Source organism: Trebonia kvetii (assembly GCF_007827045.1).
Taxonomy (GTDB): domain Bacteria; phylum Actinomycetota; class Actinomycetes; order Streptosporangiales; family Streptosporangiaceae; genus Trebonia; species Trebonia kvetii.
Window position 1 is genome coordinate 434,740 of sequence record NZ_RPFW01000007.1, and the last position, 21,752, is coordinate 456,491.

Annotated in this window: 18 protein-coding genes; 9 read left to right on the forward strand and 9 right to left on the reverse strand. The window is 69.3% G+C overall.

Annotated features, from left to right (window positions below; translation table 11 throughout):
• Entirely contained in the window at positions 1–927 is a 927-nt protein-coding gene (locus EAS64_RS34040; RefSeq protein WP_145859747.1) for an NADP-dependent oxidoreductase, read from the reverse strand.
• 171 nt (positions 928–1,098) lie between these two features.
• Between EAS64_RS34040 and EAS64_RS34045 the strand changes: the two genes are divergently transcribed.
• From EAS64_RS34045 to EAS64_RS34075, 7 genes are all read left to right on the forward strand, one after another.
• Positions 1,099–1,818: a 4'-phosphopantetheinyl transferase family protein gene (locus EAS64_RS34045; RefSeq protein WP_145859748.1), complete on the forward strand. Its 720-nt coding sequence runs from the start codon at positions 1,099–1,101 to the stop codon at positions 1,816–1,818.
• 56 nt (positions 1,819–1,874) lie between these two features.
• Positions 1,875–2,717 carry a nitrilase-related carbon-nitrogen hydrolase gene (locus tag EAS64_RS34050; RefSeq protein ID WP_145859749.1) on the forward strand — a complete coding sequence of 281 codons (843 nt, stop codon included), beginning with the start codon at positions 1,875–1,877 and terminating at the stop codon, positions 2,715–2,717.
• 34 nt (positions 2,718–2,751) lie between these two features.
• The gene (gene hydA / locus EAS64_RS34055; RefSeq protein ID WP_145859751.1) at positions 2,752–4,185 is read left to right on the forward strand and encodes a dihydropyrimidinase; all 1,434 of its coding nucleotides are present in this window, start codon (positions 2,752–2,754) and stop codon (positions 4,183–4,185) included.
• Positions 4,186–4,233: 48 nt separating this feature from the next.
• Positions 4,234–5,229, forward strand: a complete 996-nt coding sequence (locus EAS64_RS34060; RefSeq protein WP_145859752.1) for a TIGR03842 family LLM class F420-dependent oxidoreductase — start codon at positions 4,234–4,236, stop codon at positions 5,227–5,229.
• 134 nt (positions 5,230–5,363) lie between these two features.
• Positions 5,364–6,128, forward strand: coding sequence for an ABC transporter ATP-binding protein (locus tag EAS64_RS34065; RefSeq protein WP_145859755.1), 765 nt, complete (start codon positions 5,364–5,366; stop codon positions 6,126–6,128).
• A 1-nt stretch (position 6,129) separates the two neighbouring features.
• A complete protein-coding gene (locus EAS64_RS34070; protein ID WP_145859756.1) occupies positions 6,130–8,652 on the forward strand; it encodes an ABC transporter permease in 2,523 nt (840 codons plus the stop codon).
• 189 nt (positions 8,653–8,841) lie between these two features.
• Positions 8,842–10,632, forward strand: a complete 1,791-nt coding sequence (locus EAS64_RS34075; protein ID WP_187366372.1) for a phospho-sugar mutase — start codon at positions 8,842–8,844, stop codon at positions 10,630–10,632.
• Between the two features lie 71 nt (positions 10,633–10,703).
• Here EAS64_RS34075 and EAS64_RS34080 read toward each other — a convergent pair whose 3' ends face one another.
• Genes EAS64_RS34080 through EAS64_RS34095 form a run of 4 tightly spaced genes read right to left on the reverse strand, consistent with a single transcriptional unit; the run spans position 10,704 to position 16,149 of the window.
• Entirely contained in the window at positions 10,704–12,020 is a 1,317-nt protein-coding gene (locus EAS64_RS34080) for an ABC transporter permease (RefSeq protein ID WP_145859758.1), read from the reverse strand.
• A complete protein-coding gene (locus EAS64_RS34085; protein WP_145859760.1) occupies positions 12,017–13,327 on the reverse strand; it encodes an ABC transporter permease in 1,311 nt (436 codons plus the stop codon). Before EAS64_RS34085 ends, EAS64_RS34080 begins: the two co-directional genes overlap by 4 nt.
• Positions 13,324–14,955, reverse strand: a complete 1,632-nt coding sequence (locus EAS64_RS34090; protein ID WP_145859762.1) for an ABC transporter ATP-binding protein — start codon at positions 14,953–14,955, stop codon at positions 13,324–13,326. The genes EAS64_RS34085 and EAS64_RS34090 overlap by 4 nt, the downstream gene beginning before the upstream one ends.
• 15 nt (positions 14,956–14,970) lie before the next feature.
• A complete protein-coding gene (locus EAS64_RS34095) occupies positions 14,971–16,149 on the reverse strand; it encodes a BMP family lipoprotein (protein WP_222849804.1) in 1,179 nt (392 codons plus the stop codon).
• Positions 16,150–16,444: 295 nt separating this feature from the next.
• Here EAS64_RS34095 and EAS64_RS34100 point away from each other — a divergent pair, with 295 nt between their 5' ends.
• The gene (locus EAS64_RS34100; RefSeq protein WP_145859766.1) at positions 16,445–17,725 is read left to right on the forward strand and encodes a thymidine phosphorylase; all 1,281 of its coding nucleotides are present in this window, start codon (positions 16,445–16,447) and stop codon (positions 17,723–17,725) included.
• A 77-nt stretch (positions 17,726–17,802) separates the two neighbouring features.
• On the opposite strand, the gene EAS64_RS34105 is transcribed toward EAS64_RS34100, so the two are convergent.
• From EAS64_RS34105 to EAS64_RS34115, 3 genes are read right to left on the reverse strand one after another with little or no spacing between them, the layout of a single operon-like run.
• Positions 17,803–18,594 carry an amino acid ABC transporter ATP-binding protein gene (locus EAS64_RS34105; RefSeq protein ID WP_145859768.1) on the reverse strand — a complete coding sequence of 264 codons (792 nt, stop codon included), beginning with the start codon at positions 18,592–18,594 and terminating at the stop codon, positions 17,803–17,805.
• Positions 18,594–19,523, reverse strand: coding sequence for an amino acid ABC transporter permease (locus EAS64_RS34110; protein WP_222849805.1), 930 nt, complete (start codon positions 19,521–19,523; stop codon positions 18,594–18,596). Before EAS64_RS34110 ends, EAS64_RS34105 begins: the two co-directional genes overlap by 1 nt.
• A gap of 1 nt (position 19,524) precedes the next feature.
• Positions 19,525–20,496 (reverse strand): ABC transporter substrate-binding protein, encoded by a 972-nt coding sequence (locus tag EAS64_RS34115; RefSeq protein ID WP_222849806.1) that lies wholly within the window; start codon positions 20,494–20,496, stop codon positions 19,525–19,527.
• A gap of 176 nt (positions 20,497–20,672) precedes the next feature.
• Between EAS64_RS34115 and EAS64_RS34120 the strand changes: the two genes are divergently transcribed.
• Positions 20,673–21,224 (forward strand): flavin reductase family protein, encoded by a 552-nt coding sequence (locus EAS64_RS34120; RefSeq protein WP_145859769.1) that lies wholly within the window; start codon positions 20,673–20,675, stop codon positions 21,222–21,224.
• A gap of 86 nt (positions 21,225–21,310) precedes the next feature.
• Here the strand turns inward: EAS64_RS34120 and EAS64_RS34125 are convergent, their stop codons facing one another.
• Complete coding sequence (locus EAS64_RS34125; RefSeq protein ID WP_187366373.1) at positions 21,311–21,694, reverse strand: cupin domain-containing protein; 384 nt, start codon at positions 21,692–21,694, stop codon at positions 21,311–21,313.
• Between the last annotated feature and the right edge of the window lie 58 nt (positions 21,695–21,752).

Genomic DNA, 21,752 nt, shown 5'->3' on the forward strand with positions numbered 1-21,752 from the left:
CTACATGATCAGCACGATCTTGCCGCGCAGGTGACCCTTGGCGAGCTGGCGGTAAGCGGCGCGGACGTCCCGCAGCGGGAAGGTCTGCGCCAGCGGGAACTCGAGTTCCTTGGCCCCCACCAGGCCGGCCAGCTCCGCGAGCGTCTCCGTGCTCGCCCCGGCCGCGTTGCCCTCGGCCTTGATCCCGTATTTCGCCACGGCGTCGAAGCGGACGATGCTGTCGATCCGGTCCGGGCTCACCTTCAGCTCGCCGAGGGCAAGCTCCACGTAATCGCCGCCGAAGGTGTCGATGAACGCGTCAACGCTCTTTCCTTCGGGGATAGCCGCCCTGATCCGGTCCGCCACGCCGTCGCCGTAGGCCAGGGGAACCACGCCGTGCCTGGTGAGCCAGCCGTGGTTGGACGGGCCCGCAAGGCCGATCACCGTGGCGCCGCGCCGCACGGCGAGCTGCACCGTGATCGCGCCGACGCCGCCCGCCGCGCCGGAAACCACCACCGTGTCACCCTGCTTGACGCCGACGGCCCGGACGGCGGCCCACGCGGTGAAGCCCGCCACCGGGATCGCGCCCGCCACCTCCCACGGGACACCGGCGGGCTTGGCCGCCAGGTTCGCGGCGTCCGCCACCGCGTACTCCGCCTGGCTAGACCGGGTGTCCACCCAGCCGATCACCTCGGCGCCCGGCTCGACCTCGGTCACGCCGTCGCCGACCCGCTCGACAACGCCGGCGAAGTCACTGCCTTGGCCGGACGGGAACGTGGCCGGCCAGAGCTCATGCAGCGCTCCGTCACGGATCTTGGCCTCGCCCGGGTTGATGCCCGCGGCCCTCACCCGGACGAGCACCTGACCCGCCCCCGGCTCGGGTACCGGCACGTCGCGCACGTCAAGGACGTCTGCCGGGCCGTATTCGTCGAACCGCACCGCCTGCATGGTCGCCTCCGGTCGTCGTCTCGGCTGCCCGGGCGCCTTGGTGGCGGTCCGGTCCCTTGGCTCAACCCCGGCCCGTCGCGGGATATGCCCCTGCGGGGTAGCGTTGGGCTTTGTGCCCTGCCGCCGCGCCCCCGTGTTCCGGTTGCCGCCCGTCTGCTGCGGCGGGCCGCAGTGATCGAGAAGATTCTCTGCGCGGGAGTCGAGTCCGCCGAAGCGTTCGCCGATCCTCCTGGGATTCTGCTATTCCCTGAGGAAGAGGTTCTGGTGGCCAAGGCGGTGGAATCACGCCGCCGCGAATTCGCCACGGCGCGGAACTGCGCACACCACGCGCTTGCGCTCCTCTGCGAGGCACCGGCACCGATCGTGCGCCGGGAGCGGGGCGCGCCGCAGTGGCCCGCGGGCATCGTCGGGAGCATCACGCACTGTGCCGGGTACCGGGCTGCCGCGGTTGCCCGCGTTCGCGACATCCTGACCATCGGGATCGATGCCGAGTCGGACGAAGTGCTGCCGGACGGCGTGCTCGACTTGGTCTCGCTCCCCGATGAGCGTGCCCGGCTCCGCGACCTAGCGGCCGCAGACTCGGGCACCCGCTGGGACCGGCTGCTTTTCAGCGCCAAGGAGGCGGTCTACAAGGCGTGGTTTCCGCTGGCCGGGCGCTGGCTCGGCTTCGATCAAGCCGAGATCACCCTCAGCCCCACCGCCGGGACCTTCGAGGCGCGCCTGCTGGTCCCAGCACCCAAGGTCGAGGGTTTCCCGTTGCGCGGCTTCACCGGTCGCTGGCTGGCCAGCGACGGACTCATCCTGACGGCGATCGCGCTGCGGGCCGGCACGCTGGCCGCGACCCATGATGCGGCAGATTCTGCCGGTACGCGCGTGCCGGGGCTGGTCTAATCGCGCCAACACCGGGAACATGGGATTAGGAGTCGACGAGCTTTGGGGAGGCTGGGATGCCGGAGATCGTCCGGGCTGCCATTGTTCAGCAGGCGTGGACCGGGGACAAGGAATCGATGACCGCCGCGGCGGTCGCGCACATCGAGACGGCGGCCTCCGCCGGAGCGCAGGTGGTCTGCCTGCAGGAGCTGTTCTACGGGCCGTACTTCTGCCAGGTGCAGGACGCCGACTACTACTCCTATACCGAGGCGATACCCGACGGGCCGACGACCACGCTGCTGCAGGAGGTCGCGCGCCAGCATCACATCGTGATCGTCGCGCCGATGTACGAGGAGGAGCAGCCGGGCCTGTACTACAACACCGCGGCGGTCATCGACGCTGACGGCAGATACCTGGGCAAATACCGAAAGAACCACCTGCCGCAGGTCAAGGGGTTCTGGGAGAAGTTCTACTTCCGCCCGGGCAACATGGGCTACCCGGTGTTCGACACCGCGGTCGGCAGGATCGGCGTCTACATCTGCTACGACAGGCACTTCCCCGAGGGCTGGCGCGCCCTCGGCCTGGCCGGCGCGCGGATCGTGTTCAACCCGTCGGCGACGTCGCGCGGTCTGTCGTCGTACCTGTGGCGGCTCGAGCAGCCCGCGGCCGCCGTCGCCAACGAGTACTACGTCGGCGCGATCAACCGGGTCGGCATCGAGCCGCTCGGCGACAACGACTTCTACGGCCAGTCCTACTTCGTCGACCCGCGCGGCCAGCTCGTCGGCGACGCGGCGTCGGACAACGCGGACGAAGTGGTAGTCCGCGACCTCGACATGGACAAACTGACCGAGGTCAGGGACCTGTGGCAGTTCTACCGGGACCGCAGGCCCGACTCGTACGGCAGCCTGGTCTTCCCATGAGCGAGCCTTGGTTCGCAGGCGAGCGGGGGGCACAGTGAGCACGCTGATCAGCGGCGGCACCGTGGTGACCGCCACCGGGACGCTTGACGCGGACGTGCTGATCGTCGGCGAGAAGATCGCGGCAGTACTCGCCCGCGGCGAAGCGACCGACGCCGCGACGTTCGCGGCGGCAACCGCGGCGGCCGACGCGGAACCCGAGGCGGACATGCTCATCGATGCCAGTGGGAAGTACGTGATCCCCGGCGGCATCGACGCGCACACGCACATGGAGATGCCGTTCGGCGGCACGTTCTCCGTGGACACCTTCGAGACCGGCACGAAGGCCGCCGCGCACGGCGGCACCACCACGATCATCGACTTCGCCGTCCAGGCCAAGGGCACGTCGCTGCTCGCCACCCTGGACAAGTGGCACGAGAAGGCCGACGGCAACTGCGCCATCGACTACGGCTTCCACATGATCGTCTCCGACGTGAACGACGCCACGCTCAAGGAGATGGAGTCGTGCATCGGCGGCGGGGTGACCAGCTTCAAGATGTTCATGGCCTACCCCGGCGTGTTCTACGCGACCGACGGCGAGATCCTGCTCGCAATGCAGCAGGCGCAGCGCACCGGCGCGACGATCATGATGCACGCGGAGAACGGCATCGCGATCGACCAGCTGGTCGCACAGGCACTCGCGGCGGGCCGCACCGACCCGGTCAATCACGGGCTGACCCGGCCGCCGGAGCTCGAGGGCGAGGCCACCAGCCGCGCCATCACGCTGGCGAAGGTGGCGGGCTGCCCCCTGTACATCGTGCACCTGTCTGCCGCGCAGGCCCTGGCGGCGGTCGCCGAGGCCCGCGACGCCGGGCAGAACGTGTTCGCGGAGACCTGCCCGCAGTACCTGTACCTGACGCTCGACGACCTGGCCAGACCGGACTTCGAGGGCGCCAAGTTCATCGCCTCGCCGCCGCTGCGCACGGCGGACCACGGCAAGGCCCTGTGGCGCGGCCTGCGCACCAATGACCTCGCGGTCGTGTCGACCGACCACTGCCCGTTCTGCTTCAAGGAGCAGAAGGAGCTTGGCCGCGGCGACTTCTCCAAGGTCCCCAACGGCATCCCCGGCGTCGAGCACCGGATGGACCTGCTGCACCAGGGCGTGGTTTCCGGCGAGATCAGCCTGCAGCGCTGGGTGGAGACGTGCTCGACCACGCCTGCCAGGATGTTCGGCCTCTACCCGCGCAAGGGCGTGATCGCGCCGGGTGCCGACGCCGATATCGTCATCTACGACCCCGCCGCCACGCAGACGCTGTCGGCCGCCACGCACCACATGAACGTCGACTACTCCGCCTACGAGGGGATGCAGATCACCGGGAAGGTGGCCGTCACGCTCTCCCGCGGCCGGGTGGTCGTGGCGGACGGCGAGTTCCGGGGCTCCCCCGGGCACGGGACCTTCCTTTCCCGCGGCCTGAACCAATATCTAATCTGAACGGGTTCGGGTTCCTCGCCCCGCATCACTGAGACAGGGGGGTCGCTCATGGAGTTCGGGGTGGTGCTGCAGCCTAATCCGCCCGCCAGGAACGTCGTAGAGACGATGAGGCGGGCGGACGAAGCAGGATTCCGTTATGGATGGACTTTCGATTCTCACGTGCTATGGCAGGAGACGTTCCTGCTCTACCCGCTGATCCTGGAGTCGACCTCCCTGGTCGTCGGGCCGATGGTGACCAACCCGGGCACGAGGGACTGGTCGGTGATCGCGTCGACGTTCGCGACGCTGAACGACACCTACGGCAACCGGACGATCTGCGGTATCGGGCGCGGCGACTCGGCGCTGCGGTACATCGGCAGGCCGCCGGTCTCGCTCGCCACCCTGTCGTCGGCCATGACGGTGATCAAGGGCCTGGCCGAGGGGCACGAGGTGACCCACCACGGCCAGCCGCTGCGCATCCCGTGGGTGTCGCCAGGCGCGTCCCTGCCGATGTGGATGGCCGGGTACGGGCCCAAGGCGCTGCGCCTGGTGGGCGAGCAGGCCGACGGCTTCATCCTGCAGACGGCGGACCCGGACATCGCTCGCTGGACGTTCGGCGCGGTGCGGTCCGCCGCGGCTGCCGCCGACCGTGACCCTGCGGCCATCACCATGTGCGTCGCGGCGCCCGCCTACGTGGGGACCGACCTGGCGCACCAGCGTTCGCAGTTGCGGTGGTTCGGCGGGATGGTGGGCAATCACGTGGCGGACCTGGTCGCGCGGTACGGCACCGACGGGCCGGTGCCGCGTGCGCTCACCGACTACATCGCCGGGCGTGAGGCCTATGACTATTCGCATCACGGCCGGGCCGACAACGAGTCGACGGACTTCGTGCCCGACTCGATCGTGGACCGGTTCTGCCTGGTCGGGCCCGCTGCCGCACATATCGAGCGGCTGCGCGAGCTGGCATCTATCGGGGCAGACCAGTTCTCCGTGTACCTGATGCACGACGCGGAGCAGGCCACCCTTGACGCCTACCGCGATGAAATCATTCCCGCGCTTAGCTGACCATTTATGTGGCGATCAGGGTATTAGCGTTCAATTCACCCTGCCGACGGTTCTCAAGATCGGCGAGAGCGTTTAGGGTCTTGTTAGCAGCGAGGCAAGTGCATAGCCGGGCCTACACCTAATCGCGGGGAACAATGACACTTGCATCCGGGGCATTGAATGACGACGTGACGGCGGCGCCGGCGGCTCATGCGACCGACCTGCGCAAGACGTACGGGACTGGGCAGGCAGCGGTGCACGCCCTGGCGGGCGTCAACGTGACCTTCGAGCGCGGCCGGTTCACGGCCGTCATGGGACCGTCGGGGTCAGGGAAGTCGACGCTCATGCACTGCATGGCCGGCCTGGACCGGCCCACGTCGGGTCAGGTGTTCGTGGGCGGCCAGGACATCGGGAAGCTCGACGACAACGGACTCACCAAGCTGCGCCGCGATCGCGTCGGCTTCGTCTTCCAGTCCTTTAACCTGGTGCCCACGCTGACCGCGGCCGAGAACATTACGCTGCCGCTCAGCCTGGCCGGCACCAGGCTCGACAAGGCGTGGTTCGGCTCCCTGGTGGAGCAACTCGGGCTCGGCGACCGGCTGAACCATCGCCCAAGCCAGCTGTCGGGCGGCCAGCAGCAGCGGGTGGCCTGTGCGCGCGCCCTGATCACCAGGCCGGACATCATCTTCGCCGACGAGCCCACCGGCAACCTGGACTCCAACGCCTCCGCGAGCCTGCTGGCATTCCTGAAGCAGTCGGTGCGGGAAATCGGCCAGTCGATCGTGATGGTCACCCACGATCCGCGTGGCGCCGCCTACGCGGACAGAGTCGTCTTCCTGGCGGACGGCACCGTCGTGGGCGAACTCGACAAGCCCACCGCCGACTCGGTGCTCGAGCGCGTGCGCACCCTGGGAGGCTGACGTGCGCAACGTCACCCTCAAGGGACTGCTCGCGCACAAACTCCGGCTGGTGCTGACCGCGCTGGCTATCGTCCTCGGTGTCACGTTCATTTCCGGGACATACATACTCACCGACACCTTGCACAGCACGTTTACCGTGCTCTTCAGCAACATCTACTCCAAGATCGACTTCCAGGTCCGCGGTGTCGCGCAATTCGGCAAGAACACGCCGAACGCGGTTCGCGACCCGATCCCGCAGTCGCTGATCACCGCGATCCGCGGCGTGCCTGGCGTCGCGTCCGCCGACGGTACGGTCAGCGGGTACGCGCAGTTCGTGGGCCACGACGGCAAGGCGATCACGACTGGCGGCGCGCCGACCCTCGGAGTTGACTACACCGGTGATCCGCGGCTCTCCGTCCTGCACATCATCGCGGGCGGCCCGCCGGAGACCGGCAGCGACGTGCTCATGGACGCCGGCACGGCGCAGAAGCACGGCTTCACCGTGGGCCAGCGGGTCCGCATCCTGCTCGCCGGTCCCACGCGCACGTTCACCATCACCGGCATCGCGCAGTTCGGGACGGCGAACAACCTCGCCGGCGCCACCCTCGCCGCCTTCACGCTGCCCACCGCGCAGCAGGTACTCAACTCGCCGGGGCTGCTGAACGCCATCAACGTGGTCACCGCGCCGGGCGCCGACAAGGCCGCGGTGCAGCGGGACATCGCCCGGGTCCTGCCGTCCGGGGTGGAGGTCGTGACCGGGCAGACCGTGGTGGACGAAAGCACCAGCGCGATCAATCAGGGACTGTCGTTCTTCAACACCGCGCTGCTGATCTTCGCGTTCATCTCCCTGTTCGTCGGCGCGTTCACCATCTACAACACGTTCTCGATCATCGTCGGGCAGCGGACACGCGAACTGGCCCTGCTGCGAGTCGTCGGCGCCAGCCGCCGTCAGGTGTTCCGCTCGGTCCTGGCCGAGGCGGCGATCGTGGGCTTCCTGTCGTCTCTCATCGGCATCGGCGTCGGCGTGTTGGCCGCCATCGGACTCAAGGCGCTGATCAGCGGGTTCGGCGTCACGTTGCCCGCGGGGCCGCTGACGTTCGAGGCGCGCACCGTGGTGGTCGGCCTCGTCGTCGGGACCGGCGTGACGCTCGTCGCCGCGATCGGACCCGCAAGGAACGCGGTGCGCATCGCCCCGGTGGCGGCGCTCACCGACCGGCGGACCGAAGGCGACGGCTCCCTGCGGCGCCTGCTGTCCTGGGGCGCGGGGCTCACCGTCGTCGGCGCCGCGCTGCTGGCCGTTGGCCTGACGCAGCCGGCGATCCAGCTCGTCGGCGCCGGCGCGGTCTTGCTGTTCATCGGGGTCGCCATGCTCACCCCGGCGGTCGCGCGGCCGGTGTCCGGGGCGATCGGCCGGCCGCTCGCCAGGATCCTCGGGGAGCCGGGCAAGCTTGGCAGGGAAAATTCCATGCGCAGCCCGCGGCGCACCGCGCAGACCGCCTCGGCGCTGATGGTGGGGCTCGCCCTGGTGTCCGCGATAGCGGTGTTCGGCGCGTCGCTGTCCAAGTCGGCCACCAGCAGCGTCGACCAGGCGATCAAGGCCGACCTCATCCTGACCGCGACGGGCAACGGCCAGTCCGGATTCAGCACGCTCGTCCCTACGGTGGCGTCCGCGGTGCCTGGCGTCACCGCTGAAACGACCTACTACCAGGGACAATTCGAGGTACAGGGATCGCCGCAGTCGCTGGCCGCACTGGCCACCCAGCACTTGGCCGACACCGTGATCCTGCGCATGACCTCCGGCAGCCCCGCGGCGCTTTCCGACGGCGACCTGCTCATCGACTCGACGACCGCGGCCAACAAGCACCTGGCGACCGGGGACACGGTCCCGGTGGTGTTCGCGAAGACGGGCCAGGCGAGCCTGCGGATCGGCGGTATCTACCAGGCCAATGCCCTCATCGGCAGCTATCTCGTCAGCACCGCGGTTTTCCAGTCGCACTTCTACAGTCCCGCCCCGGCCGCGGTCTTGCTGAACACCGGCGGCAGCGCCAGCGTCGAAAACGCGGTGCGCGCCGCCGTGGCCGGATACCCCAACGTGCAGGTGCAGACCAGGAGCCAGTTCGAGCAGTCCCAGGTGTCGAGCGTCAACCAGTTGCTCGGGCTCGTCTACGCCCTGCTCGCCCTCGCGGTGATCATCGCGCTGATCGGCATCGTGAACACGCTCATGCTCTCGGTGCTTGAGCGCACGCGGGAGATCGGGCTGCTGCGGGCGGTTGGCATGCGACGGCGTCAGGTCCGGACCATGATCAGGTCCGAGGCGGTGATCCTGGCGATCCTCGGCGCCATCATCGGCATCGTCGTCGGCACGCTCATGGGCCTCGCGCTCGTGTCCGCGCTGCGACAGCAGGGCATCACGGAGACCGTGGTCCCGGTGTCCAACCTGGTCATCTTCCTCGTGCTCGCCGCTGTGCTCGGCCTGTTCGCCGCCGCCTGGCCAGCCCGGCGCGCGGCCAGGCTCGACGTGCTGGCCGCCATCGCGGCCGAGTAAGGCCTGCCCGGCTAGGCGGGGGCGGCCTCGGCGGGGCCGGCCTCGGCGGGGCAAGCTAGGCGGGGGCACCGGCCCAGGCGATTGCTTTGGTCCGCATGGTCTCAGATGGTGTTCTTGCGACGGCGGCGGGTGACGGTCTTCGCGGCGGCGGCATCTGGCAAAATGTGTGGTCGCCGAAGGGAGTGCGCGATGACAGGACCGGAGGGCGGCCTCGCCGCCAGGGCGCGTGCCTGGCGGGACGCCGACCCCGACCCGGAGACCCGGGCCGAGCTTGACCGGCTGCTCGGGTCGGCCGACACCGAGGCACTCGCGTCGCGTTTTGAGGGTTCGCTGTCCTTCGGCACGGCAGGCATCAGGGCGGAGATGGGCGCCGGGCCGATGCGGATGAACCGGCTGGTGGCCGGCCGGGTCGCGGCCGGGCTTGCCCGCTACATCGCTTACATCGCTGCGTCCGAGCAGCCGGGGGCCGTTGCCGGGGTGGTAATCGGCTATGACGGTCGCCTTAATTCCCGGGTGTTCGCCACCGACGCCGCCCGGATCCTGTCCCGGGCGGGTATTCCGGTGTGGCTGCTGCCTTCGGCGCTGCCCACTCCGGTGCTCGCCTTCGCGGTACGTCACCTGGGTGCCGCCTACGGGGTGATGGTGACAGCCAGCCACAATCCGCGCCGGGACAACGGGATCAAGGTCTACGTGCGGGACGGCGGGCAGCTGCTGCCGCCCGTCGACGCGGACATCGCCGCGGCCATCGACGCGGTGGACCCGATGGCATTGCCCGCCGGGTGGGCTGAGGGGCCGTTCGATTTCACGCCGGCCGACGACGCGGTGCACGCCTACGTGGCGGCCGTGGCGGCTGGCCAGGGTCCCGCGGCCGACGGCGCACGGACTGCGCGCCGGGCGGGCCTGAAGGTCGTGCATACCGCTCTGCACGGCGTCGGAGACGCGACGCTGCGGGCGGTGCTCGCCGCCGCGGGCTGGCCAGCGCCGGTGCCGGTCGCGGCACAGCGGCTGCCCGATCCCGGCTTCCCTACCGTGCCCTACCCGAACCCGGAGGCGCCGGGCGTGCTCGACCTGGCCAGGGAGACGGCCGAACGAGAGGGCGCCGACCTGGTGCTCGCCAACGACCCGGACGCCGACCGGCTGGCCGTCATGGTGCCCGGGTCCGGCGGCTGGCGGATGCTGACCGGGGACGAGCTAGGCGCGCTGCTCGGCGACGCGGTGGTTGGCCGCCTGACGGGCGGCGGGTATCCCGTTGATCTTCGCGGCCGCCCGCCGGTCGTCGCGACCACGGTGGTCTCCGGCTCGCTGCTGCGCCGTCTTGCGGACGCGGCTTCTGTTCAGTGCGTCACCACGCTGACCGGGTTCAAGTGGATCGCGCGGGCGGGCGGCGACGACCCCCTGGTCTTCGGCTATGAGCAGGCACTCGGCTACGCCGTCCGGCCAGACCTGGTGGCCGACAAGGACGGGATAAGCGCGGCGCTGCTCGCCCTGGGGCTCGCCGCCGAACTCGCCGCCCAGGGCCGGACGCTGTCCGATCGGCTCGACGATCTGGCCATGACACACGGCGTGCACGTCACCCGCGAGCGGTCGCTGCGGGCGGACGGCGCGGCCGGCCTTGCCAGGCTCACCCGCGCGGTGGAGCGGGTGCGGAAGGAGCCGCCGAGCCTGCTCGCCGGGCAGCCGGTCACGGTGACCGACCTGCTCAAGGAGTCAGCCGGCGTGGTCGACCTGGCAGGCGGTACTGCCGAGCGCGCACCTGGCCGGCCGATCCCGCCCGCGGACGTGCTGATCTGGCACGCCGGGCACGATGCCCGGGTGATGATCAGGCCGAGCGGCACCGAGCCCGTGATCAAGCTTTACGCCGAGGCGGTCCGCCCGGTTCGGTCGCGCGCGGATCTCGCCGCCGCGCGGGCCGCCGCTGGCGAGCACGCGCTGGCGATGCTGGCGGAGGCCGCCGCGGCGCTTGAGCCTGACGGCACTTGAGCCTGATGGGGCCGTCGGGCCTAACTCGGCGCCCGCGGCCCCTGGCAACTCAACTTGGACAGGACCGGTGCTCAGGCCTTGACGAAGGGGACGCCTTCCGCGCGCGGGCCGCGCACCTTGCCGACCAGGCCCGCCAGCACGACGATCGTCACCACGTACGGGGTGAGCAGCAGCAGGTTGGAGTCGATCGGCACGTTGATGCTGGACAGGATGGACTGCAGCTGGGTGGTGAAGCCGAAAAGCAGCGCCGCGCCGATCGCGCCGAACGGCGTGTACCTGCCGAAGATCATCGCCGCCAGGGCGATGTAGCCCTCGCCGGAGGTCATGTCGATGCCGAACGAGCCGACCGAGCCGATCGTGAAGTACGCGCCGCCGATGCCGGCGATCAGGCCGGCCAGGATCACGTTCCTGTACTGCATCGCGATGACCCTGATGCCGACGGTGTCGGCGGCAAGCGGGTGCTCGCCGATCGCCCGGGTGCGCAGGCCCCACCGGGTGCGATACAGCCCCACCTGCACCACGGCGAGAATCAGGTACGTGAGGTAGAGGAACACCGTCGAGTCGAAGAAGACCGGCCCGATAATCGGGATGTCGCCGAGCCCCGGGACCTTCCACGGGCTGAACGTGTTCGGGTTGTTCAGCGTGTCACCATAGGGCACCATGATCGCGTTGTACAGGTAGCCGGTGAGGCCGAGCACCAGCGTGTTGAGCACCACGCCGAGCACGATCTGGTTGACCCGGTAGCTGATGGCGAACACGGCGAGCAGCACGGCAACCAGCGAGCCCGCCAGGGCACCGCAGATCAGGCCCAGCCACAGCGACCCGGTGACCGACGTCGCGATCGCCGCGCAGAACGCGCCGAGCAGCAACTGGCCCTCGATCGCGATGTTGATGACGCCCGAGGTGGAGCAGATCACGCCGGTCAGCGCGCCGAGCATGATCGGGATCGACACGTTGAGCGTGCCGGACAGCAGGTTCACCACGTTGAACGGGATCGACTGCCCGGCGCTGGCCCAGGCGATCAGCGAGATGACGAACCCGAACACCACCACGCCGATCGTCACCCGGCGGGCCACCCTGCTGAGCGTCACGACGCCGAGCGCGGACAGCAGCCGCGCCGCGGCGAGTGCCAGGGAAATGCCGCCGAGCACGTAGCAGGTTCCCGCCGCGGGCAGGACCAGGTTCGGCACGCTGACCTTGGCGAACTGCGGGGTGAAGGCGAACGTGACCGAGCCGTGCGAATGCCGGCCGAACACCAGGATGTCGACGAGGCCGAAGATCGCGAACGTGACCGGCGCGGCCAGCCGCCTGCCCCACGAGGCGGCGGCCGGGTCCGGCGGCAGCAGCGCGGGCAGCCTAGCCGACGACGGTGCGGCGGTTGAGGTCACGTGTTCCACCCCTTCGACGTCGCGGCGCCCACCCCGCCGGCCCGCACGCCGCGGAGCCGGAACATGGCCCGGATCAGCGGCGGGGCGGCGACGAACAGAACGATCAGCGCCTGCAGCACCTGCACGATCTGCACCGGCGTTGAGGTAACGGTCTGCATCCCAGGCGAGCCCGCGTGCAGCGCGCCGAACAGCAGGCCGGCCCAGAAAACGCCCCACGGCCGGCCGAGACCGAGCAGCGCCACGGTGATCGCGTCGATGCCGTAGGTGCCGAAACTCTGCGGATTCAGCGTGAAGTCCGTGCCCTGGATGACGGTGGAGCCGGCCAGCCCGGCGAGGCCGCCGGCGATCAGCATCGCGAGCACCCAGGACCGCTCCACCTTGATGCCGGCCACCCGGGACGCCGACGCGTTCGCGCCCACGCTGCGGAACTCGAAGCCGGTGGTGGTCCGGTTCAACAGCCACCAGATGGCGAACGTGCAGGCAATGGCGAGCAGGAAGCCCGCGTTGATCCGGAGGCTGGTGCCGGCGAGCAGCGGCAGGTGGGCGTTCGACGCGATCGCCGGGGTGATCGAGTTACTTGAGCCTGGCGCCTGCAGCAGTGACTGCGAAGCTAGCAGGTAGGCGAGCAGGTACAGCATCACGTAGTTGAGCATGATCGTGACGATCACCTCATGCGCGCCGGTGCGCGCCTTGATCTCGCCGGTGAGCCAGCCGATGATGGCACCGCCGACGAAACCGCCGATGAGGCAGACGACCACGTGCACGAAGAACGGCAGGCTGAGGTAGTAGCCGAGCCACGCCGCCATGATGGCGCCGCCGATGAACTGGCCCTGCCCGCCGATGTTGAACAGGCCCGCCTGAAAGGGCAGCGCCACGGCCAGGCCGGTGAGGATCAGCGGCGTCGCCTGCACGGCCGTCTCCGACAGCGGGCCGAACACGGCGGACAGGTACCCGTCGTGGATCGCGGTGGACAGCGAAGCCTGCTGGAAGAGCGCCGCGACCGTGTGCGGGTTGAACACCGACCCCTCGAACAGCGCCACGTAGGTGCCCGACGCGACGTCCCACGCCCGCGCGATCATCGACCCGGCGTTCGGCGCGTGCAGCACGGTGGTGTTGGTGAAGGCGGCCAGCAGCCCGCCGAGGACGGTGGCGGTGAGCAGGGCGAGCACCGTGACGGTGAACGTGTTCCCCTCGAGAAAGGACTCCCGCAGGACTATCCCGAACGAGTGCAGCCGACTCTGGTCCTGCCGCTCCTCCGCGCCGGGTGGCGGCGTAGCTGAGGGTTCCGCCTCCGGCGGCGTGGTCATGCGCCCTCCCCTTCATCGCGCGTGCCGGGCGCGGCTGGCATGGCTGACGGCTGTGCGGCGGCGGGTGGTGCTGCGTCGGTGCCGCCCGCCATTAGCCTGCCCAGTTCGGCCGTTGGCACGTCCGGGTCACGGAAGCCGGTGATCTTGCCCTCGTACATGACCGCGATCCGGTCCGCCAGGGCGTAGATCTCGTCCAGCTCCGAGGAGACGATGACCACCGCGACACCGTGGTCGCGCTGCTCGACGATGCGGCGGTGCACGAACTCGATGGACCCCACGTCGAGGCCCCGGGTGGGCTGGCTGGCGATCAGCACCTTGTGCTCGCGGCCGACCTCCCTGGCAAGGATGACCTTCTGCTGGTTGCCGCCGGACAGCGTGCCCGCCGGGGTGGCCGGCGAGCCGGTCCGGACGTCGAACTCGGCGATACGCTCGGTCGCGTTCTTCGCGATCTCGGGAAGCTTGAGGTTGATGCCGGAGGCAAACTGCTTTGTGTCGTACATGTCGAGAATGAGGTTCTCCGCGACCGAGAATGAGCCGACTAGGCCGTCCTCGGTGCGGTCCTCGGGGACGTAGGCGACGCCTGCTCGCAGCCGCTCGCGCGGCGCCGCGCGGGTCAGGTCCTTGTCGTTCAAGGTGACCTTGCCGTCCGCGGTCGGCCGCAGCCCCATCAGCGCCTCGCAGAGCTCGGTCTGCCCGTTGCCCTGCACGCCGGCGATGCCGAGGATCTCCCCGGCCCGCACGTCGAAGGAGAGTCCGTCCACCCAGGTCCTGCCGTCGTCGCCGCGCACGGTCAGGTCCGTCACCGTCAGCACGGGGGCGCCCGGCTTGGCCGGGGACTTGGTGACCCGCAGCTGCACGTTCCTGCCGACCATCAGCGACGCGAGATCCGCCTCGGTCGCCGACGGCTCGCGCTGGCCCACCACCGCGCCGCGGCGCAGAACGGTGATCGTGTCGGCGATCGAGTGGACTTCCTTGAGCTTGTGCGAGATGAAGATGACCGAGGTTCCCCCGTCACGCAGCCGGCGCACGATGCGGAAAAGCTCCTCGGTCTCGGCCGGGGTCAGCACCGCCGTCGGCTCGTCGAGGATGAGCACGTTCGCCTGCCGGACCAGAGCCTTGATGATCTCGACCCGCTGCTGCATGCCGACTGGCAGGTCCTCGACCAGTGCGTCCGGGTCGACATCGAGCCCGTAGCGGTGCGAAAGCTCGGCGACCTCGCGCCGGGTCCGCCGTTTGTCGAGCACGCCGACCCGGGGGAGTATCGCCCGGATTCCCTGGGGAGGCTTCGCCGCCAGGTCCTCCCGGAGGTAGTCACCGTTCTCAATGCCAAGCGTTACGTTCTCCGCCACGGTGAAGACCGGCACCAGCATGAAGTGCTGATGCACCATGCCGATGCCGGCCGCGATGGCGTCCTTCGGCGAGTGAAAGTTCACCGGGGTGCCGTCGATGAGGATCTCGCCCTCGTCCGGCTGCATGAGCCCGTAGAGGACGTTCATCAGGGTCGACTTGCCCGCCCCGTTCTCGCCGAGAAGCGCGTGTACCTGGCCAGGGGCCACCGAGAGGCTGATCCCGTCGTTGGCCACGAGCGGGCCGAACCTCTTGGTGATGCCCCTGAGCTCAAGTTCCACTAGTGTCGTTGCTTCCTAAGTGACCGGGCTCTTGGTCGGGGTCTGGATCGACCCGTTCTCGATGCCGGCCTGGATGGTCTTCAGCTCATTCTGCAGCGACGCGGGCACCTTGCCCGCGTAGTCGTGGAACGGCGAGAGCACGGCGCCGCCGTTGGCCAGCGTGCCGATGTAGGTGCCGCCAACGGACTTGCCTGACGCCGCCGTGAGCACCGCGTTCTTCACCGCGGTCTGGATGCCCTTGGTGACGCTGGTGACGAAGTACTTGCAGTACTGTGCGGCGCTGATGCAGCCGTCCGTGTCCACCCAGAGCATGCTGACGCTTCCGCCCGCATTGTTCGCGTTCTGGACCGCCTTGGCGGCGCCGAGGCCCACGTTGCCCGCCACCGGGAAGATGACGTCCGCGCCCTCGCTGATGAACGTCTGAGTGACCGTCTGGCCCTTCGTCTGGTTGGTGAAGTCGCCGGTGAACTCGCCCTTCTGGGTCTGCTCGTTCCAGCCGAGGACCGTGACGTTCTTGTTGTGCTGCTTGTTGTAGTACTGCACCCCGTCCCAGAATCCGTCCATGTAGATCGTGACGGTCCCGAACTTCTGTCCGCCGAACGTGGCGACCTTGCCGGACTTGCTCATGCCCGCGGCCAGGTAGCCGCCGAGGAAGCCGTCCTGCACGGTGTTGAACACCAGCTGGTCGATGTTGCTCTGCTTCGTGCCTGACAGGCAGAACGAGGCGTACGAGCAGTCGACGATCGCGAAGGGCTGGGTGGGGTGCGCCTTGGCGGCGCTCTCCGTCGAGGCTCCCATCAGGAAGCCGACGGTGACGATGATCCCGCACTTCTGGCTGAGGAACGTGTTGATGTTCGGCACGTAGTCGCTCTGCGACGTCGACTGCAGGTACTTCACCGTCACTTTGGAGTTGGCGGCGGCCGCCTGCTGCATGCCCTGCCACGCCGACTGGTTGAACGACTTGTCGTTGATGCCGCCGGTGTCGGTGACCATGCAGCCGGTGAAGCTGCCGGCCGCCGCCGCACTCGTGCTGGCCGACGCGGGCGCCGAGCTCGTCGCGGCTGACGCGCTCGTCGCGCTCGCCGCAGGGGAAGAAGTGGTGCTGGTGACGCTCGACGTGCTACTGCCGCACGCCGCGATCAACACGGTCGCCGCCCCCACTGCGACCGTGACTGCCAACTTGGTATGTCTCACCGTTTCCTCCCGCGGAAAAGTTTCCCAGGCACCCAGCATGACGGGGGCGCCTTCCAGGGTCAGACTGCCCGGAGATTATTTCGTTGGCGTGTCCGAGGGAAGAGGCTTTGCGGACTTGAGCGCGCTTGTTGCGAAATTGCGACCAGAGCCAGCGGCAGTTCCCCGTTTCCCCTCTGGCCAAACGAGCCCCGGTACGAACAAACTCCCCCACCTTTGCTCGGGTTGTCAAGGTTGCCAGAGTGCCGGACTTGCCTAACTGTTGTTTCGATAGAAATCACATCCGAGGAAGGCCAGCATGCCGGACGTCGTATCGCTTATCCGCATAAAGCGGGACAACCTTCGCCCGCTCACCGACCCGGAGATCAACTGGCTGTTCGCCGCCTACGCCGACGGGGAGGTGGCCGACGAGCAGATGGCCGCCCTGCTCATGGCGATCTACCTCAACGGTCTCGACGCGGCAGAACTGCGGGCCTGGACCGGGGAGATGATCGCCTCGGGCGAGCGCCTCGACCTGAGCGGGCTCGGCAGGCCCACGGTGGACAAACACTCCACAGGCGGCGTGGGCGACAAGGTATCGCTGGTGCTCGCGCCACTGGTGGCGAGCTGCGGCGCGGCGGTGCCGATGCTGTCGGGGCGCGGCCTCGGGCACACCGGCGGCACGCTTGACAAGCTCGAGTCCATCCGCGGCTGGCGGGCCAGCCTGGGCAACGACGAGCTGCTCGCCGCGCTCGCCGAGGCCGGCGCGGTGATCGCCGCGGCGGGCAGCGGGCTTGCGCCCGCCGACCGCAGGCTCTACGCGCTGCGCGACGTGACGGGGACGGTCGAGTCGATCCCGCTGATCGCCAGCTCGATCATGTCCAAGAAGATCGCCGAAGGCACCGACGCGCTCGTGCTCGACGTCAAGACAGGATCCGGCGCCTTCATGGCCGACCAGGAAGACGCGGTGCGCCTCGCCACCGTGATGGCCGGCCTTGGCGCCGAGCACGGCGTCCGCACCAGGGCCCTGGTCACCCGCATGGAGGCGCCGCTCGGCCGCGCCGTCGGCAACGCACTCGAGGTCGCCGAGGCGGTCGCGGCGCTGTCCGGCGACGGCCCGCCCGACCTGATGGAGGTCACTCTCGCGCTCGCCAGGCACATGCTCGACCTGGCCGGGATCGACGCCGACCCGGCGCGGGCGATCGCGAGCGGCCGGGCGCTCGACACCTGGAAGAAGATGATCAAGGTGCAGGGCGGCGATCCGGATGCGCCGCTCCCCCGCGCCGCGCACCGCCAGGCTGCGCTTCCGGCGCCAGGCGACGGCTACGTCGCGCGGCTCGACGCGCTCGCGGTCGGCGTCGCGGCCTGGCGCCTTGGCGCAGGCCGCGCCCGCAAGGAGGACGGCGTCAGCTACACCGCGGGCGTGCGCTGCCTCGCCAAGCCCGGCGACCGCGTGCGGGCGGGCGAGCCCGTACTCGAACTGCATGCCGACGACCCCGACCGGTTCGCCGCGGCCCTGGAGGCGCTCGACGGCGCGCTCACCGTCACCGGCGAGCCGCCCGTGCTGCCGCCCCTCATCGTCGCCCAGGTCGGCGCGTAGCGCTGGCCCGCGGGTTCCGGCCGGCGCCTAGCGCCAGCCGCGCCGCAGCGGGCAGTGCAGGCCCGCGGCGGCCGGGGTCAGAGGCGGCCGGCCTCGGTGATGCGGCGCAGGAAGCGCTGGGTGCGCTCATCCTGCGGTTCGGTGAACAGCTCACCAGGCGGCGCCTGCTCGACGATCTGGCCGTCGGCGAGGAACGCGACGCGGGTCGCGATGTCCCTGGCGAAGCCCATCTCGTGGGTGGCGATCAGCATGGTCATGCCGGAACCGGCCAGCTCGCGGATGACGTCGAGCACCTCGGCGACCAGCTCGGGGTCCAGGGCGCTTGTCACCTCGTCGAGCAGCAGCAGCCGGGGGCGCATCGCCAGGGCGCGCGCGATCGCGACGCGCTGCTGCTGGCCGCCGGACAGCCGGTCGGGGTACTCCCCCGCCTTGCTTTCCAGACCGAACCTGGTCAGCAGCGAACGGGCCTCTTCCGTTGCCTGAGCTGGGCGGACGCCGAGGGCCTTGACCGGGCCGAGGGTCACGTTCCGCAGCACGGTCATGTGCGGGAACAAGTTGAAGGCCTGGAAGACGATGCCGATGTGCTGCCTGACCCGGTTGGCGTCGATGCCCGGGGCGGTGATCCGCTGACCGCTCAGCCAGATGTCGCCGGCGCTGACCGGCTCGAGCAGGTTGACCGTGCGCAGCAGCGTGGACTTGCCTGAGCCGGACGCGCCGATCAGGCAGATCACCTCGTGCGGCGCCACCGACAGGTCGATGCCGCGCAGCACCTCGGTCGGGCCGAACGACTTGCGCAGGCCCTTGATCTCCAGAGCGGGCACCGCCGAGCCGACGGCGGCGTTGTCTGAAGCGGTGTCTGAAACAGCCATCAGCCGTTGCCTCCGGCGAGCCTGCGCGCGCGGTCGCGGGCGATCAGCCGGTCGGTGAACCGGGCGAGCGGGATGGTCAGCAGCAGGAAGAGGATCGCCGCGACCGTGTAGCTGGAGTAGTTGAACGTGGTGTCGCTGTAGATCTCGGCGGCGCGGTTGGCCTCGATGGAGCCGAGGACACTGACAAGCGCGGTGTCCTTCTGGAGGCTGATGAAGTCGTTCAGCAGCGGCGGGATGACGGTCCTTATCGCCTGCGGCAGGATCACGTAGCGCAGCGCCGGCCAGTTGCGCAGGCCGATCGACCGGGCGGCGGCCACCTGGGATGGGTGCACGGCGTTCAGGCCCGCCCGGTACACCTCGGAGACATAGGCCGAGTAGGACAGGACCAGGGCGAGCACGCCGTACACGGCGGCGTTCTGCGTCGAGACGACGCTGAGCTGGAGCGCCGGCAGGCCGAAGCCGACCGCGAAGATCACCAGGATCAGCGGCACGCCGCGGAAGATGTCGACGTACACGGTCCCCGCCAGGCGCAGCGGGAAAAGCACGGGACCTGGCGACTGCCTGATCACAGCGACGACCAGGGCGAGCACCAGGATGAGCGCCTCGGCCGCGAGGAACATCCTGATGTTCAGCCACAGTGCCGCGCCCACGCTGTAGTAGCCCTTGGCCGGGTCGCCGATCAGCGAGTGCCACATGTCGGACGGGTTGAAGAACGTGTGCCTGACCGCGGCGCTGCCCGGGGCGAGCAGGAACACGGCCGCCACGACGGCGAGCACCACCAGGGTGCTCGCCGTCGAGAGCGCGACGCCGCGGGCGCTGCCGCCGGCCGCGTTGGTGCCGAGAAGCCGGGAACCTCGTCCGGTGAGCAGCAACGGCTCACCGGACGGCAGGCCGCCTGGCGGTTGCAGGGAGGGTGCGGGCGGTGTCACGTCAGGGCTTGATCGTGGGCACGCTGAGGTAGTCCTTCAGGTACTTATGCTGCAGCGAGGTAATGGTGCCGTTGGCCTTCAACGTGGCAAGAGCCTTGTTGACGCAGGTCACCAGGGGGTTGCCCTTGGCGAACAGCAGGCCGAAGTGCTCGCCGGTGGACGGGAACTGCCCGACCATCACGGAGTTGGGTATCTGGCTCGAGCTGATGTACTGCGCGGTCGGCGTGTCGGCGACGAGCGCGGCGATCTGCTTAGTGTCCAGCGCCTGCTTCACGGCATTGAGGTCGTTGTAGACCTTGGGCGTGCTCGTCGGCTGGATCTGGCTGTTGATGAAGGCCAGGCTGGTGGTGCCGATCTGGTCGCCGTACACGTAAGTCTTGAGGCTGGCCGGATCGTGCTTGGTGGTGATCGGCGACCCCTTGAGCGCGACCAGGGCCTGCTGCACGTCGTAGTAGCTGTCGGAGAACGTGACGGCCGTGGACCGCTCCGGCGTGACGGAGATCTCGTTGACGTCGAAGTCGAACTTCTTCGGCCCGGGGGCGTAGGAGCTGTCGAACGGCTCGGTGACCCACTTGACCTGGCTGGGCGTGAAGCCGAGCTGCTTGGCCACCGCGAAGGCGACGGCGGACTCATAGCCCTGACCGTTGGCTGGCTTGTTGCCGATGAACCACGGCGGGTAGGCCGGGGTGTCGGTTGCCACCGTCAGCACGCCCTTGGCGTACAGCTCGGACTGGATGCTGGCGTTCGAGCAGGACGCGGCGGACGCGCTGCTTGTGGCCTGCGCACTGCTCGTGGCCTGTGCCGTGCTTGTGTCGCCTGAGCTGGCCGGCGCGGCCGCGGTGCTCGAGCTGATGCTGGAGCATGCGGTGAGTAGCCCTAGGCCTACGGCGGCTGCCGCCGCCAGCGTCTTGTGCCGCATTCTCTTTCCCTCCCCGGCGAGCGGATCGCAGCGCTCGCCAACCTTCGTCGACAAATTATGAGGGTCCGCGCGACCAGGAGAGACCATCGCAATATCCTACTAAATTGGTCGTAATTATTGACAAGTGTCTCACCCGATGTCAGCCTGGAACTGCCCCACGGCGCCCATCGCCGCGCCACACCAGCGGTTACCCAGGAGGTTTCCCAATGCCAGACGGGCGGCTGTAGCTCATGACCGCCATCGACCATAACGCAAGGAAGGCCCCGCATCCGGATGCCGGACCGGCCGAGGTCTCCCCCGCCGAGTTGCGCGAGGCCATGGGCCACTTCGCCACCGGGGTGACGGTAATCACGTCGGTCGACGCCTGCGGCGAGCCGGTCGGGACGACGGCCAACGCTGTCACGTCCCTGTCACTCGACCCGCCGCTCGTGCTCGTCTGCTTCGATCTCAACAGCTCGACGCTCGCGGCCATCCGCGGTCACGGCGCGTTCGCGGTCAACGTGCTCGGCCACCGGCAGCGGCACCTGTCGGCCAACTTCGCCAGGCGCGGCCTGTCCGCGGTCTGGGACGAGGTGAGGCACCACCGCGGCCCGACCGGCTCACCGCGGCTCGCGGACGTGATCGCGGTCATCGAGTGCACCGTCGAGCACGCGCTGCCCGGCGGCGACCACGAGATCGTCATCGGCCGGGTCAGGCACGTGGCGACGGGCGGCGAGGACGGGACGCCGCTGCTCTTCTGGCGCGGCAGGTACGCGTCCATCGACGGCCAGCTCTCGGCGTAAGCCGCGGGCGGGCACGGAAAGGCGCGTCGCGCTCGGGGGAGCGCGACGCGCCTTTCTCATGCCTAGCTGGTCGTTGGTTGGGCTGGTCAGCCGATCCAGGCGGGCGTGCCGCGCGGCGTGTCCTCGCCGACGACGGAGACGATGGCGTCGCCTTGGCCGCAGGCGATGAATTCGGCGGCGGTGACCGAGGCCACCACACGGACGGCACCCGCGGGAAGGACCACGGCGTCGCCCGCCCGGACGCGATGGACCTCGCCGTCGATCTCGAAGTCGGCCTCGCCCGCGACCACATGCCAGATCTGCTCGGAGTCGAAGACGTGCAGTGGGCCTCGCTTGCCCGGCTGCATCGAGATCTTCCACAGGCTTATCCGGCCTGTCGGGCCCTGGGTCGGCGAGGCCAGGGTGGTCATCACGGCGTTCGGCGTCTCGGTGCGGCGCATCGCCGCGGGAAGCAGGACGGAGGCGGTCATCGGTTCTCTCTGATTAGACAACATGGTTGTCTAAATAGTACGCCGGGTTGTCTATCTC